The 14,032-nt window shown below is 74.2% G+C and carries 10 protein-coding genes; 6 read left to right on the forward strand and 4 right to left on the reverse strand.

The window, feature by feature from the left end:
- Positions 1 to 21: 21 nt before the first annotated feature.
- Together KV205_RS28520 and KV205_RS28525 are read right to left on the reverse strand one after the other, a co-directional pair.
- The gene (locus tag KV205_RS28520; protein ID WP_265867554.1) at positions 22 to 1,575 is read right to left on the reverse strand and encodes a peptidoglycan DD-metalloendopeptidase family protein; all 1,554 of its coding nucleotides are present in this window, start codon (positions 1,573 to 1,575) and stop codon (positions 22 to 24) included.
- A 241-nt stretch (positions 1,576 to 1,816) separates the two neighbouring features.
- The gene (locus KV205_RS28525; RefSeq protein ID WP_265867556.1) at positions 1,817 to 2,644 is read right to left on the reverse strand and encodes a triacylglycerol lipase; all 828 of its coding nucleotides are present in this window, start codon (positions 2,642 to 2,644) and stop codon (positions 1,817 to 1,819) included.
- A 224-nt stretch (positions 2,645 to 2,868) separates the two neighbouring features.
- Here KV205_RS28525 and KV205_RS28530 point away from each other — a divergent pair, with 224 nt between their 5' ends.
- A complete protein-coding gene (locus KV205_RS28530; protein ID WP_265867557.1) occupies positions 2,869 to 3,276 on the forward strand; it encodes a cobalamin B12-binding domain-containing protein in 408 nt (135 codons plus the stop codon).
- Between the two features lie 98 nt (positions 3,277 to 3,374).
- Here the strand turns inward: KV205_RS28530 and KV205_RS28535 are convergent, their stop codons facing one another.
- Together KV205_RS28535 and KV205_RS28540 are read right to left on the reverse strand one after the other, a co-directional pair.
- Positions 3,375 to 4,970, reverse strand: a complete 1,596-nt coding sequence (locus KV205_RS28535) for a DUF5691 domain-containing protein (RefSeq protein ID WP_265867558.1) — start codon at positions 4,968 to 4,970, stop codon at positions 3,375 to 3,377.
- A 183-nt stretch (positions 4,971 to 5,153) separates the two neighbouring features.
- A complete protein-coding gene (locus KV205_RS28540) occupies positions 5,154 to 6,527 on the reverse strand; it encodes an SWIM zinc finger family protein (protein WP_265867559.1) in 1,374 nt (457 codons plus the stop codon).
- Positions 6,528 to 6,666: 139 nt separating this feature from the next.
- Between KV205_RS28540 and KV205_RS28545 the strand changes: the two genes are divergently transcribed.
- The 5 genes from KV205_RS28545 to sucD all read left to right on the forward strand — a co-directional run bounded on the left by KV205_RS28545 (position 6,667) and on the right by sucD (position 13,965).
- Positions 6,667 to 7,806, forward strand: coding sequence for an AAA family ATPase (locus KV205_RS28545; protein ID WP_265867560.1), 1,140 nt, complete (start codon positions 6,667 to 6,669; stop codon positions 7,804 to 7,806).
- Positions 7,803 to 10,286: a DUF5682 family protein gene (locus tag KV205_RS28550; RefSeq protein WP_265867561.1), complete on the forward strand. Its 2,484-nt coding sequence runs from the start codon at positions 7,803 to 7,805 to the stop codon at positions 10,284 to 10,286. The genes KV205_RS28545 and KV205_RS28550 overlap by 4 nt, the downstream gene beginning before the upstream one ends.
- Positions 10,283 to 11,464, forward strand: a complete 1,182-nt coding sequence (locus KV205_RS28555; RefSeq protein ID WP_265867562.1) for a VWA domain-containing protein — start codon at positions 10,283 to 10,285, stop codon at positions 11,462 to 11,464. The genes KV205_RS28550 and KV205_RS28555 overlap by 4 nt, the downstream gene beginning before the upstream one ends.
- A 418-nt stretch (positions 11,465 to 11,882) precedes the next feature.
- Positions 11,883 to 13,061, forward strand: coding sequence for an ADP-forming succinate--CoA ligase subunit beta (sucC, locus tag KV205_RS28560; RefSeq protein ID WP_265867563.1), 1,179 nt, complete (start codon positions 11,883 to 11,885; stop codon positions 13,059 to 13,061).
- 19 nt (positions 13,062 to 13,080) lie between these two features.
- A complete protein-coding gene (gene sucD / locus KV205_RS28565; protein ID WP_265867565.1) occupies positions 13,081 to 13,965 on the forward strand; it encodes a succinate--CoA ligase subunit alpha in 885 nt (294 codons plus the stop codon).
- The last annotated feature ends 67 nt before the right edge of the window (positions 13,966 to 14,032 follow it).

A 14,032-nucleotide genomic window follows, 5' to 3' on the forward strand; every position in this document is an offset into this window, starting at 1 on the left:
CCTTCGCGTACGGGTGCGGGCTCAGCTGGTCGGGTCGAGACCGTGCTTGAGCAGCCAGGGCAGCGGGTCGATCGCCGAGCCGCCGCCCGGCCGGACCTCGAAGTGGAGGTGCGGGCCGGTGGAGTTGCCGGAGTTGCCGGAGTACGCGATGACGTCGCCGGCCTTGACCTTGCCCGAGCGGATCTTGGTGCTGCTGAGGTGGCAGTACCAGGTCTCGGTGCCGTCCGGGGAGGTCACGATCGCCATGTTGCCGTAAGCGCTGTTCCACTGGGTGCGGACGGTGCCGTCGGTCGCGGCCATCACGGGCGTGCCGTACTGGACCGGGAAGTCAATGCCGGTGTGCAGCGACATCCAGTTGACGCCGGCCTGGCCGTAGCGGGCGCTGAGCTGGTGCAGCTTCACCGGGAGCAGGAACTTGGGTCGGAGGGCCTCCTTGCGGGCGGCCTCCTCCTCGCGCTTCTTCTTCTCCGCCTCCTGGCGGAGCTTCAGGTCGATGCGCTCCTGGGTGCGGCTGGCGCGGTCGCCGAAGTCACGGGCGTCGGCGCTGAGCGCGGCGAGCTGCGTGTCCAGCTTGCTGTTGGCGGCGACCTGCTGCACCGAGGCCGGGTCGGCGGCGGCGAGGGAGGTCGTGTCGTCCTTCTGGTCGGCGCCGGAGTCGGTGAGTCCGCTCACGGAGGCGGCGGCGATGCCGGCGACGCCCATCACACAGGCGGAGGGGACGGCGACCGTGAGGAGCGCGGAGCGCTTGGCGGGCGTACGGCGCCGGCCACGGCTTCCGCCGCCTGCGCGGCGCACCGGGCGGGCCGGCAGCTCGGCGCCGGGCGCGGTGGCCTTGGCGGCGAGCGCGGCGCCGTCGAGCTCCAGGGCGACCATGGTCTCGGCGTCGTGGAAGGTGTCGGGGCCGGAGTCCGGCTCGCCGTGCTCCCGCTCGGTCCCGGCGTCCGCGTAGGTCTCGTGGGCCGCGTCCGCGTAGTCCGCGTCCGTGTAGTCCGCGTACGCGGCGTGCTCGGAGAGCTCGGGCTGTTCGGCGTGCTCGGAGTACGCGGGGTACTCGGCGTAGGCGTAGCCGGAGTCGTACGCCGTGCCGTACTCGGACGCGGAGTACTCCGGGGCCGCGTATTCGGCGGCGGGAAATTCGGTGGCGGAGAACTCCGCGCTGTGATCAGGTGTGTACTGCTGGGGGACGATCGGCTCGGCCGTGCCCTGGTTCCAGGCGGTGGCGTCGTAGGCGCCGGTCTCGTAGCCCGGGGTCGTCCACTGGGCGGTGGTGTCGTACGAGGCGAAGGCGGCGGCCTCGTACTGGCCGGTCTGCTGGGCCTCGGTCCACGCGGTGGCGTCCCACTGGCCGGTTGCGGTGTAGGACCCGTAGGAGCCGGTGTCCCACTGGCCGCTCTGGCCGCTCTGGTCGGCGTAACCGGTGTAGTCGCCGTATGCGCTCTGACCCGTGTCGTATCCGTAGGCGGAGGCGTACTCGGTGCCGGTGGCACCGGTGCCGAACAGGGGGTCTACGGCGAAGCTGCCTGTGGTCTGGGTGGCGTCCGTGACGTACCCGGCGTGGGGGTGCTGGTCGTTCACCAACTTCTCTCTCGCCTCGGCAGCAGGGGGTCAAGCAGTGGCGTGACTGTACCCGGCGGTACGCGCGGCGGACAATCTTCAAGGTGTTTCGAGCCGCCCGGAACCGGGCAATCGGCCGTCTTTCGGTGGGTACCGGGGACAGGTTTGGCTCTGTGTTCGAAGAACGTTCGAAGAACGGACGCATTCTGATGGGTCGTCAGGTCCGTCAGGTCCGGAAATTCGGTCAGAAGGGCCAGAAGGGTCAGGCCACCGAGGACGCCCCCGCCGCATCGTCCCGCGCGCCGGCCGCCGGACCGCCCTCGTCGAGGGCGCGCAGGATGCCGGCCGCGACCGTCGGATGCACCGGCAGCGCCAGATGCCCGATACCGCTGACCCGCACGTTCTGCACGATGAGGTCCGGGTGCTCAAGCCGCGCCGTCTCCACCGGGACCATCACCTGGTCCAGATCGCTCCAGAAACTCACGAAACGGGTACGGCAGCCCGGCGCCGGGCCCGCCAGCTCACGCAGCACCTCCGAGCCCGGCCGCATCTGGCGCACCAGCGGATGCGCGTCCGCCACGGCCAGCGGCGCGAAGGCCGTGCCGGAGTGCGGGGTGCCCAGCATGGCCAGGGTGCGCACCCGGGCGTCACCGCCCAGGCGCTGTACGTAATAACGGGCGATGAGCCCGCCCAGGCTGTGGCCCACCAGATCGACCTCGGCGTGTCCGGTGCGGTCGAGCAGCTCGGTCACCCGGCGGTCGAGCAGTTCCGCGGCGGTGCGCAGGTCGCAGGTGAGCGGGGAGTAGTTGAGCGACTCGACACAGTCGCGGCCGTGCCGGGCCAGGGCGCGGCGCAGCAGGACGAAGACCGAGCGGTTGTCGACGAAGCCGTGCAGCAGCACCACCGGGCGGGCGGCCGGACCGCGGGCACCGTCGGTGGCGCCGGAGGCGGAGGCGGCTGCGGGGCCGGCGGTGGTGCGGCGTTCACCGACGAGTCCCGAGGGATACAGGGCCAGATGTCCCGCGAGGACCGCCAGCTCCAGGGCGGCGGCCTTCATCCGGTCGGCGAGCGCGGTGGGGAAGAGCTCCATCGCCGACCTCCGTCCCGAACGGCGGTGCGCCGCACCTCCGTGCCGTGCGGCTGGCGGCGCGGGTGTACGGCGACCCCGATGCGGCTCCTCCGGGGAGCGATCCATGTCCCACGTGTGATTTCCCCCTCCCTGTCCACCGCGAAACGGGCGCGTGCGGGATGCTGGCGATAACGTTCGTTCACCTCCCCGGCAAAGACGCGCGGGGGTCGCATGTGGAGGCAGTGATGGGTGTGACCGGTCCGATCCGCGTGGTGGTCGCCAAGCCGGGTCTCGACGGCCACGATCGCGGGGCCAAGGTGATCGCGCGGGCGCTGCGCGACGCCGGTATGGAGGTCATCTACACGGGCCTCCACCAGACGCCCGAGCAGATCGTCGACACCGCCATCCAGGAGGACGCCGACGCGATCGGCCTGTCCATCCTCTCCGGCGCGCACAACACGCTCTTCGTGAAGGTCCTGGAGCTGCTGAAGGAGCGCGACGCGGAGGACATCAAGGTCTTCGGCGGCGGCATCATCCCGGACGCCGACATCGCCCCCCTCAAGGAGAAGGGCGTCGCCGAGATCTTCACCCCCGGCGCCACCACCGCCGCGATCGTGGAGTGGGTCAACGCCAACGTGCGCGTGGCGGCCTGACGTCTCCCTCTCCGTCCCGGGGTCCCTTCGGACCCCGGTCGGACCGGGCCGGTCGCCCTGGGACCCCGGTCGGACCGGGCCCGGTCGGCTCGGGTCGCTCAGCTCGCGCCGGTCAGCTCCGCGTGCATCGCCGCCCGCAGCTCCAGGGTGGACACCAGCCGCTGGAAGGCCTCCGACCAGTAGCCCGCGGCGCCCGGCGACGCGTCCTCCGGTTCGGCGGACACGGTGGTGAGCGCCGCGAGCTGCGGCGCCGCGTCCGGTGCCAGACAGCGCTCGGCCAGCCCCATCACGCCGCTGAAGCTCCACGGATAGCTGCCGGCGTCCCGGGCGATGTCCAGGGCGTCCACGACCGCCCGGCCCAGCGGCTCCGCCCACGGCACCGCGCACACCCCGAGCAGCTGGAACGCCTCCGACAGGCCGTGCGCCGCTATGAACGAGGCGACCCAGCCGGCCCGCTCCTCCGCGCCGAGCGTCGAGAGCAGCTGCGCCCGCTCCGCGAGGGAGGACGTGCCCGGGCCCGTGGCCTGCGGGGCGGCCGGAGAACCGAGCAGCGCCCGCGACCAGGCCGCGTTCCGCTGCCGTACCGCCGCCCGGCACCAGGCCGCGTGGAGCTCGGCCTGCCAGTCGTCCGCGACCGGCAGCGCCACGATCTCCTCCGGCGACCGCCCGCCGAACCGGTCCGGCCAGCAGCCCAGCGGCGCCGCCTCCACCAGCTGGCCCAGCCACCAGGACCGCTCGCCCCGCCCGGTCGGCGGATTCGGCACCACCCCGTCGTGCCGCATCCCCGCGTCGCACTCGTGCGGCGCCTCGACCACGATCGTCTCCGCGCCCCGCGTACGGTCCAGGGACACGCACGACGCGGCGCGCCCCGCCATCCGGCCGGCCAGCGCGGACGCGGGCAGCGCCGAGAGCAGTTCGGCGGCCGTCGCCCGTACGTTACGGCTGCGGTCGGACAGGGCCGCCTCCAGGAACTCCTCGTCCGCCGGGCCGAGCCCCGCCCGCAGCGAGTCCAGGAACATCAGCCGGTCCTCGGCCCGCTCCGCGACCCAGGTCGAGGCGAGCAACTCCCGGCCCCGCGCCGGATCCTCGGCCCGCACGGCGGCCAGCAACGCGACCCGCTCCGCGAACAGGCCCTCCTCCCACAGCGCGCGCACCGCCTCCGCATCGGCCGGATCGGGCAGCGCCCCCGCGCCGCCGCCCCCGCCCGTGCCGCGCAGGGCGAACTTCCACTCCGGGTTCAGCCGGGCCAGCCACAGGCCCCGGGGCCCGGCGAAGGCCAGCGCCTGGGGCCGCAGATCCGTCCGGGCGCGCGCCGCGTCGAGCAGCGCGGGCAGTGCGGCGGCCGGCGCGCGACAGCCCCGCTCGTTGGCGGCCGCCAGCCACTGTGGCAACAGCTCCGCCAGATCCGGCGCCGCCCCGCGCCGCCCCCCGGCCGGCGCGGGCGCGGCCCGGCCCGCGAGCAACTGCCCCAACCGCCGCCGCGCCGCCGCCGGCAGCACGGGCCGCGCGTCCTCCGGCGCCATCTCCAACGGCGCCGCGGCCGCCCCGGGCCGCAGCCCCGCCCTGCGCCGCACGGTGTGCACGGCGGCGGCATCGAGCAGCGCGACCGGCCCGCCGTCCCCGCCGCCCGGTGCGAGCGGCTTCCGGTCGGTGCCGAGGAGCGCGGACGTGACGAGGTCTTCCCAGGCGTTCATGGACTCCTCCAGAGGTGGGTGGGTGGACTGTGGCCTTCGAGCAGGTCGCACGGGTCGGGCCGAGGGCCGGCGCCTTGCCGCCGAGCTGAGGCTCCGTACCCGGGCCGGATACGGAACCGCCCGGCCGACTCCGCGAGCGCGGCGCTGTCCGCCCCGGCGCGGGGCTGCATGAGGCACGGCTTCCTACACCAGCGGCACCGTCTCCCCAGGCGCGTCCGGGGACCAGGCGGCGAGCGGGGTGAAGCCCTGGTGGCCGATCTCGCCGAACACGCGGAGCGGGGCGCCGCCCGAGAGGGCGACCAGGCGCCAGAGGCCGGGCTGTTGCTGGGCGGACCGGGTCAGCGGTATCGCCTCGCGCTCCGGGGCCGCGCCCGGGGCGGCCCCGTACGGCGCCGAGTCGGCGAGCTGCCAGCCGTACTCCGCGCGGGCCGGGACCACGTCGGTGAGGGTGACCGGCCAGGCGTCCAACCACGGGTCCTCGCGCAGCGCGCGTCCGTAGGTGTCGAGGGCGGCGCCCACGGGGGTGCCCTCCGGGGGTGGGCCGGCGGGGGCGGGCGGGGCGAACTGCTCCACCAGTTCGGCGCGGAGTCCGCCGCCGGACGTGTGCGGGCGCAGCTCGGCGTCCAGGACGGCGCCGACGGGCAGGGCCAGTTGGGGCGCGCGGCCGGCCGCGCCGAAGGAGAGCAGCAGGGCCGTACGTCCGCTGCCGCGGCCGTGCAGCCAGATGCGACGGGTCGTCAGCCGGCTGTCCGCCGTGTCGTACTGGGCGAGCACCAGCCAGTGGTCCCGCACCGGCGGGCCCTCCGGCGGCGCCGACAGGCCGACCCGGCTGCGGACGGTCGCGGCCAGCGGGCCGGGCAGCCGGTCCGCGGACAGCCAGGCCCGGTCGAGGAGATGGGTCAGCGCGCACTCCTCCAGGAGCCGCACCGGCCAGCCCGGCCCGGAACCCGGTATAGCGCCCAACTCCCGCACCCGGCCCGCGAGTCCGGGCGCCTGCGCGTCGACCATGCGGGCCGCCGTCTCCTCCCACAGTCCGTACCCCGCCTGCTCCGCCGAGGCGAGCCCGCCGCGCAGCAGATCGGCGAGCCGCTGCTCCAACTCCTGGGCGCCCGCGGTGATCCGGGCCGCCCGGCGCTCCGCCCGGCGGCGCGCGGCCTCCGGGTCGGCGGGCCCCGCGTCCGGAGCGGTCCGTGCCGCCTCCGCCCGCGCGCGCCGGCCCGCGAGCCAGGTCTCCGCCCAGTCGGGCGCCTCGCCGGCCGCCGGTATCGCCGCCCCGTCCGGGTCCCCGGCCCACAACAACAGCAGTCCGAGCCCGTGCTTGCACGGGAACTTCCGGCTCGGGCAACTGCACGAGTACGCCGGGCACGTGGTGTCCACCACCGTCCGGTACGGCGTGCTTCCGCTGCCCCTGCACAGGCCCCAGACGGCCCGGCCGTCGAAGCCCGCGCCGGACCACGGCCCGGGCGTGCCCAGCTTGCTTCCCGCTCTGCGCGACGCGTCGTCAGGAGCCAGTGCCAGCACCTGGTCCGCCGTCCAGCGCACCCCCTGCTCAGTCATGCGAACGACCGTACGGGCCACCACTGACAACCGCCTCGCGCACCGCTCCCACCTGCGATTTCCCCCGGTCGGGGCCGATTGTCAGTGGCATGGTGCACCGTGGATCTCACAGCAGGTCGAACGATCTGGAGGGGGACCCATGACCCTGCCCGAAACCACCACGACCACTCCGGCAGAGAGCAGGATCGGCAGCGCGAAGGACCGCGCGCTGCGGCCGCACGCCGAGGACGCCTTCGCCCACGAACTCGCCGCGCTCGCCGCCCAGGACGACCGGACCCGGCCCGCCCGCTGGAAGCTCTCGCCCTGGGCCGTCGCCACTTATCTCCTCGGCGGCACGCTGCCCGACGGCACGGTGATCACGCCGAAGTACGTCGGCCCGCGCCGCATCGTCGAGGTCGCCGTCACCACGCTCGCCACCGACCGCGCCCTGCTCCTCCTCGGCGTCCCCGGCACCGCCAAGACCTGGGTGTCCGAGCACCTGGCCGCCGCCGTCAGCGGCGACTCCACCCTGCTGGTGCAGGGCACCGCGGGCACGCCGGAGGAGGCCGTCCGCTACGGCTGGAACTACGCGCAGCTGCTCGCCCACGGCCCCAGCCGCGACGCCCTCGTGCCCAGCCCCGTCATGCGCGCCATGGACCGGGGCATGACCGCCCGCGTCGAGGAGCTCACCCGCATCCCCGCCGACGTGCAGGACACCCTCATCACCATCCTGTCCGAGAAGACCCTGCCGATCCCCGAGCTGGGCGAAGAGGTCCAGGCGGTCGGCGGGTTCAACCTCATCGCCACCGCCAACGACCGGGACCGCGGTGTCAACGAGCTGTCCAGCGCGCTGCGCCGCCGCTTCAACACCGTCGTGCTGCCGCTGCCGGCCACCCCGGACGCCGAGGTGGACATCGTGTCCCGCCGGGTCGACCAGATCGGGCGCTCGCTCGACCTGCCCGCCGTGCCGGACGGCGTGGACGAGATCCGCCGGGTCGTCACCGTCTTCCGCGAGCTGCGCGACGGCGTCACCACCGACGGGCGCACCAAGGTCAAGTCGCCCTCCGGGACGCTGTCCACGGCCGAGGCGATCTCCGTCGTCACCGGCGGCCTCGCCCTCGCCGCCCACTTCGGCGACGGCGTGCTGCGCTCCGCCGACGTCGCCGCGGGGCTCCTCGGCGCGGTGGTCCGCGACCCGGCGGCCGACCGGGTCGTCTGGCAGGAGTACCTGGAGACGGTGGTCCGGGAGAGAGACGGATGGAAGGACTTCTACCGCGCCTGCCGCGAGGTGAGCGCATGACCCGCCTGACGCGCGGCACCGCGCCCGCCCCGGCCGCCGGGCCGGGAGCGACGGGCCGCCCCGAACCCGCCGCCGGGCAGGGACTTGCCGCCGGGCCGGGACCCGGCGCCCGCCCGGAACCCGCCGCCACGCCCGCCCCGGCCGCCGGGCCGGGAGCGACGGGCCGCCCCGAACCCGCCGCCCACCCAGAACCTTCCGCCCACCCTGCACCCGCCGCCGGTCCCCTCCTGCTCGGCGTTCGCCACCACGGGCCCGGGTCCGCGCGGGCCGTGGTGGCCGCGCTCGATGCCGGACGGCCCAAGGCCGTCCTCATAGAGGGGCCACCCGAGGCCGACGGGCTGGTCGGGCTCGCCGCCGAGGAGGGGATGCGGCCTCCGGTCGCGCTGTTGGCGCATGCCGTGGACGACCCGGGGCGGGCCGCGTTCTGGCCGATGGCCGAGTTCTCGCCCGAATGGGCCGCGATCCGCTGGGCCCTGGCGCACGGCGCGGAGGTCCGGTTCATCGACCTGCCCGCCGTGCACACCCTGGCCGCCTCCGACCCCACCTGGGACGACAGCGAGGAGTACGCCCCCGAGGACGCGGGGGCCGGGCTGCGCCTCGACCCCGTCGCCGAGCTCGCCCGCACCGCCGGGCACGACGACGCGGAGCGCTGGTGGGAGGACGCCGTCGAACTGCGGGGCCCCACCGACCCGTTCGCGCCCTTCGAGGCCCTCGCCGACGCGATGGGCGCGCTGCGCGAGGCGTACGGGCACGGCGGCCACCCGCGCGACCTGGTGCGCGAGGCGCACATGCGGATCCGGCTGCGCGCCGCGCGGAAGGAGTTCGGCGACGACGTCGCCGTCGTCTGCGGCGCCTGGCACGTGCCCGCGCTGCGCCGCCGCGGCACCGTCACCGCCGACCGCGCCCTGCTCAAGGGCCTGCCCAAGGTGAAGACCGAACTGACCTGGGTGCCCTGGACCCACCGCCGGCTCGCCCGCCGCTCCGGATACGGCGCGGGCATCGAGGCCCCCGGCTGGTACGCGCATCTGTTCACCGCCCCCGACCGGCCCGTCGAGCGCTGGATGACCAAGGTCGCGGGCCTGCTCAGGGCCGAGGACCTGCCCGTCTCCTCCGCCCATGTCATCGAGGCCGTACGGCTCGCCGACACCCTCGCCGCGCTGCGCGGCCGGCCGCTCGCCGGGCTCGGCGAGACCACCGACGCGATCCGCGCCGTCATGGGCGACGGCTCCGACGTCGCCCTCGACCTGGTCCGCGACCGGCTCGTCGTCGGCGACGTCCTCGGCACCGTCCCGGCCGCCGCGCCCGCCGTCCCGCTCCAGCGCGACCTCGAACGGCTCCAGCGCTCGCTGCGCCTCAAGCCGGAGGCCCAGGAGCGCGAGCTCGACCTCGACCTGCGCAAGGACAACGACGCCGCCCGCAGCCGACTGCTGCACCGCCTCCGGCTGCTCGGCGTCACCTGGGGCGGCCCCGTCGCAGGCCGCGGCTCCACCGGCACCTTCCGGGAGAGCTGGCGGCTGCGCTGGGAGCCCGAACTCCACGTCCAGGTCGCCGAGGCGGGCGTCTGGGGCACCACCGTCGAGGCCGCCGCCACCGCCCGGGCCGAGTCCCAGGCGGCGGCCGCCTCTGACCTCGCCGCCATCACCTCGCTCGCCGAGCGCTGTCTGCTCGCCGGCCTCACCGACGCCCTGCCCGGCGTCCTCCACGCGCTCGCCGACCGCGCCGCCCTCGACACCGACGTCGCCCACCTCGCCCAGGCCCTCCCGGCCCTGGCCCGCGCCCTGCGCTACGGCGACGTGCGCGCCACCGACACCACCGCCCTCCGCGAGGTCGCCGCCGGTCTCGCCGAACGCATCTGCGTCGGCCTGCCGCCCGCCTGCGCGGCCCTCGACGTGGACGCCGCCGCGGAGATGCGCGAACGCCTCGACGGCGTCCACACGGCGATCGCGCTCCTCACCGACCGGGGAGATCTCGCCGACCGCTGGGCCGGGGTGCTGCGGCGGCTGGCCGGGCGGGAGCGGGTGCCCGGGGTGCTGCGGGGGAGAGCCGTGCGGCTGCTGCTCGACGAGGGGCGGTTCGCGGTGGACGAGGCGGCCCGGCTGATGGGACTCGCCCTGTCGCCCGGGGCTCCGCCCGCCGATGCCGCGGGCTGGGTCGAGGGGTTCGTCGGCGGGGCCTCCGGGGGCGGGCTGCTGCTCGTGCACGACGAGCGGCTGCTCGGCCTGGTCGACGACTGGCTCGGCGGCGTCAGCGCCGACGCGTTCACCGACGTACTGCCGCTGCTGCGGCGCACCTTCGCCGCGTACGAGCCGGGGGTCCGGCGCACCCTCGGCGAGCTCGTCGCCCGCGGCCCGGCCGGCCCCGGCGGCCCCGCCGCGGCCGCGGTCACCGCCCCCGGCTTCGCGCCCGAGCCCGACGAGCGCCGGGCCGACGCCGTACTGCCCCTGCTCCACCTCATCCTCGGTACGGAGGTCCCCGCATGAGCACCCTCGGCATCCGCACCCCCGACGACGAGCGGCTGCGCCGCTGGCGCCTTGTCCTCGGCGGGGGCGAGGCCGACGGCACCGGACGCGCGCTCACCGGGACCGACGCCGCCATGGACGGAGCGCTGACCGCGCTCTACGACAACGGCGGCAACGGCGGCAAGGGCGGCGGCAAGAGCGACAAGGGGGCGCGCGGCGGCGGGCTAGGCGGGTCCGCGCCCTCCGTGGCGCGCTGGCTCGGGGACATCCGCACGTACTTCCCCAGCTCCGTCGTGCAGGTCATGCAGCGGGACGCCATCGAGCGGCTCGGGCTCGCCACGCTGCTCCTGGAGCCGGAGATGCTGGCGGCCGTCGAGCCGGACGTGCACCTCGTCGGGACGCTGCTCTCGCTCAACAAGGCGATGCCCGAGACCACCAAGGAGACCGCGCGTGCCGTGGTCCGCAAGGTCGTCGAGGACCTGGAGAAGCGGCTCGCCACCCGCACCCGGGCCACCCTCACCGGCGCGCTCGACCGCTCGGCCCGGATCAGCCGCCCGCGACACCGGGACATCGACTGGGACCGCACCATCCGCGCCAACCTCAAGAACTACCTGCCCGAGCACGGCACGGTCGTCCCCGAGCGGCTCGTCGGACACGGGCGGGCGTCGCAGGCGGTGAAGAAGGAGGTGGTGCTCTGCATCGACCAGTCCGGCTCCATGGCCGCCTCCGTCGTCTACGCCTCCGTCTTCGGCGCCGTCCTCGCCTCCATGCGTTCCCTCGCCACCCGGCTCGTCGTCTTCGACACCGCCGTCGTCGACCTCACCGAGCAGCTCGACGACCCGGTCGACGTGCTCTTCGGCACCCAGCTCGGCGGCGGCACCGACATCAACCGGGCGCTCGCCTACTGCCAGTCCAGGATCACCCGCCCCGCCGACACCGTCGTCGTCCTCGTCAGCGACCTCTACGAGGGCGGCATCCGCGACGAGATGCTGAAGCGGGTCGCGGCGATGAAGGCCTCCGGGGTGCAGTTCGTGACCCTGCTCGCGCTCTCCGACGAGGGCGCGCCCGCCTACGACCGGGACCATGCCGCGGCGCTCGCCGCGCTCGGCGCCCCCGCCTTCGCCTGCACCCCCGACCTGTTCCCGGAGATCATGGCCGCCGCCCTGGAGAAGCGCCCGCTCCCGATACCCGAGGCGTGACGGGGCCCTCGCCCGCAAGGACCGGCCCGGGTGCGGAATCCGTCGCCGCCGGCCACCCGGACGGGCGCCGCCGGCGCGACTGAGGTCCATATCACAGTCGCACCCCACCCGTCCTCACTCCGCACACCGGCGAGCCGTGAGCGGGTCAATCCCCGCTCCCCGCCTGCCACAAGGGCTCACCGGGCCCGGGGCCCCACCGCTCCGGTCCGCCCCCTCGCGCCTACGTTCTGTGACCCGTATCACCGCTCTCCTGTGATCTGCGATTTAGGGACCCACGGCCCACGGGGATAACCTGCGAGACGGACATGCCGCGTCCACGGACACCGTGTACGCCTCCCTAGTGACAGCGCAGTCACGTTGCCCTCCGCGGCACGCCCACGCAGACAACGAACCGCGATCATCTAGAAAAGGGACGCGCGTGGACCTGTTCGAGTACCAGGCGAGGGACCTCTTCGCCAAGCACGGTGTACCGGTGCTGGCCGGTGAAGTCATCGACACGCCTGAGGCGGCGCGCGAGGCCACCGAGCGGCTTGGCGGCAAGTCGGTCGTCAAGGCGCAGGTGAAGGTCGGCGGCCGCGGCAAGGCCGGCGGCGTCAAGCTCGCCGCCACCCCGGACGAGGCCGTCGCCCGCGCGACGGACATCCTGGGCATGGACATCAAGGGCCACACGGTCCACAAGGTGATGATCGCGGAGACCGCTCCGGAGATCGTCGAGGAGTACTACGTCTCGTACCTCCTCGACCGCACCAACCGCACCTTCCTCGCCATGGCCTCCGTGGCCGGTGGCATGGACATCGAGGAGGTCGCCGCGACGACCCCCGAGAAGCTCGCGAAGGTGCCGGTCGACTCCAACAAGGGCGTCGACATCGTCAAGGCCCGCGAGATCGTCGCCCAGGCGCAGTTCCCGGCCGAGGTCGCCGAGAAGGTCGCCGAGGTCCTCGTGACCCTGTGGAAGACCTTCGTCGCCGAGGACGCGCTCCTCGTCGAGGTCAACCCGCTGGCCAAGGTCGCCTCCGGCGACATCCTGGCCCTCGACGGCAAGGTGTCCCTCGACGAGAACGCCGACTTCCGTCAGCCCGAGCACGAGGCGCTCGAGGACAAGGCCGCAGCCAACCCGCTCGAGGCTGCTGCCAAGGCCAAGGGCCTCAACTACGTCAAGCTCGACGGCGAGGTCGGCATCATCGGCAACGGCGCCGGCCTGGTCATGTCGACCCTGGACGTCGTCGCGTACGCCGGTGAGAACCACGGCGGCGTGAAGCCGGCCAACTTCCTCGACATCGGCGGCGGCGCCTCCGCCGAGGTCATGGCGAACGGCCTGGAGATCATCCTCGGCGACCCGGACGTCAAGTCCGTGTTCGTCAACGTCTTCGGCGGCATCACCGCCTGTGACGAGGTCGCCAACGGCATCGTGCAGGCCCTGGAGCTGCTCGCCTCGAAGGGCGAGGAAGTCACCAAGCCGCTGGTCGTGCGCCTCGACGGCAACAACGCGGAGCTGGGTCGCAAGATCCTGTCGGACGCCAACCACCCGCTCGTGCAGCGCGTGGACACCATGGACGGCGCGGCCGACAAGGCCGCCGAGCTCGCGGCTGCGAAGTAAGGGACGAGGACACACAGCCATGGCTATCTTCCTCAACAAGGACAGCAAGGTCATCGTCCAGGGCATGACCGGTGCCACGGGCATGAAGCACACCAAGCTCATGCTGGGTGACGGCACCAACATCGTCGGCGGCGTGAACCCGCGCAAGGCGGGCACCAAGGTCGACTTCGACGGCACCGAGATCCCGGTCTTCGGCACCGTCGCCGAGGCCATGAAGGAGACCGGCGCCAACGTCTCGGTCCTCTTCGTGCCGCCGGCCTTCGCCAAGGCCGCCGTGGTCGAGGCGATCGACGCCGAGATCCCGCTCGCCGTGGTCATCACCGAGGGCATCGCGGTGCACGACTCCGCCGCGTTCTACGCGTACGCCGTGGAGAAGGGCAACAAGACCCGCCTCATCGGCCCGAACTGCCCCGGTCTCATCACCCCGGGCCAGTCGAACGCCGGCATCATCCCGGGCGACATCACCAAGCCGGGCCGCATCGGCCTGGTCTCGAAGTCCGGCACGCTGACGTACCAGATGATGTACGAGCTCCGTGACATCGGCTTCTCCTCCGCCGTCGGCATCGGTGGCGACCCGGTCATCGGCACCACGCACATCGACGCCCTCGCGGCGTTCGAGGCGGACCCCGACACCGACCTGATCGTCATGATCGGCGAGATCGGCGGCGACGCCGAGGAGCGTGCGGCCGACTTCATCAAGGCCAACGTCACCAAGCCGGTCGTCGGCTACGTCGCGGGCTTCACCGCCCCCGAGGGCAAGACCATGGGCCACGCCGGCGCCATCGTCTCCGGCTCCTCCGGCACCGCCGCGGCGAAGAAGGAGGCCCTCGAGGCCGCCGGTGTGAAGGTCGGCAAGACCCCGACCGAGACCGCCAAGCTGGCGCGCGCCATCCTCGCGGGCTGATCGCGGCACATCCGCACAGCAGCACCACATGAGTGGGCCCCGCCCCGACCGGTTCACGGTCGGGGCG

This window comes from Streptomyces sp. SKN60 (assembly GCF_026236535.1).
Taxonomy (GTDB): Bacteria; Actinomycetota; Actinomycetes; order Streptomycetales; family Streptomycetaceae; genus Streptomyces.

Bases quoted from the DNA above. Each gene is read 5' to 3' on its own strand.
- KV205_RS28525 (WP_265867556.1), bottom strand. From the start codon at position 2,644: ATGGAGCTCTTCCCCACCGCGCTCGCCGACCGGATGAAGGCCGCCGCC.
- KV205_RS28530 (WP_265867557.1), top strand. From the start codon at position 2,869: ATGGGTGTGACCGGTCCGATCCGCGTGGTGGTCGCCAAGCCGGGTCTC.
- KV205_RS28535 (WP_265867558.1), bottom strand. From the start codon at position 4,970: ATGAACGCCTGGGAAGACCTCGTCACGTCCGCGCTCCTCGGCACCGAC.
- KV205_RS28540 (WP_265867559.1), bottom strand. From the start codon at position 6,527: ATGACTGAGCAGGGGGTGCGCTGGACGGCGGACCAGGTGCTGGCACTG.
- KV205_RS28545 (WP_265867560.1), top strand. From the start codon at position 6,667: ATGACCCTGCCCGAAACCACCACGACCACTCCGGCAGAGAGCAGGATC.
- KV205_RS28550 (WP_265867561.1), top strand. From the start codon at position 7,803: ATGACCCGCCTGACGCGCGGCACCGCGCCCGCCCCGGCCGCCGGGCCG.
- KV205_RS28555 (WP_265867562.1), top strand. From the start codon at position 10,283: ATGAGCACCCTCGGCATCCGCACCCCCGACGACGAGCGGCTGCGCCGC.
- sucD (WP_265867565.1), top strand. From the start codon at position 13,081: ATGGCTATCTTCCTCAACAAGGACAGCAAGGTCATCGTCCAGGGCATG.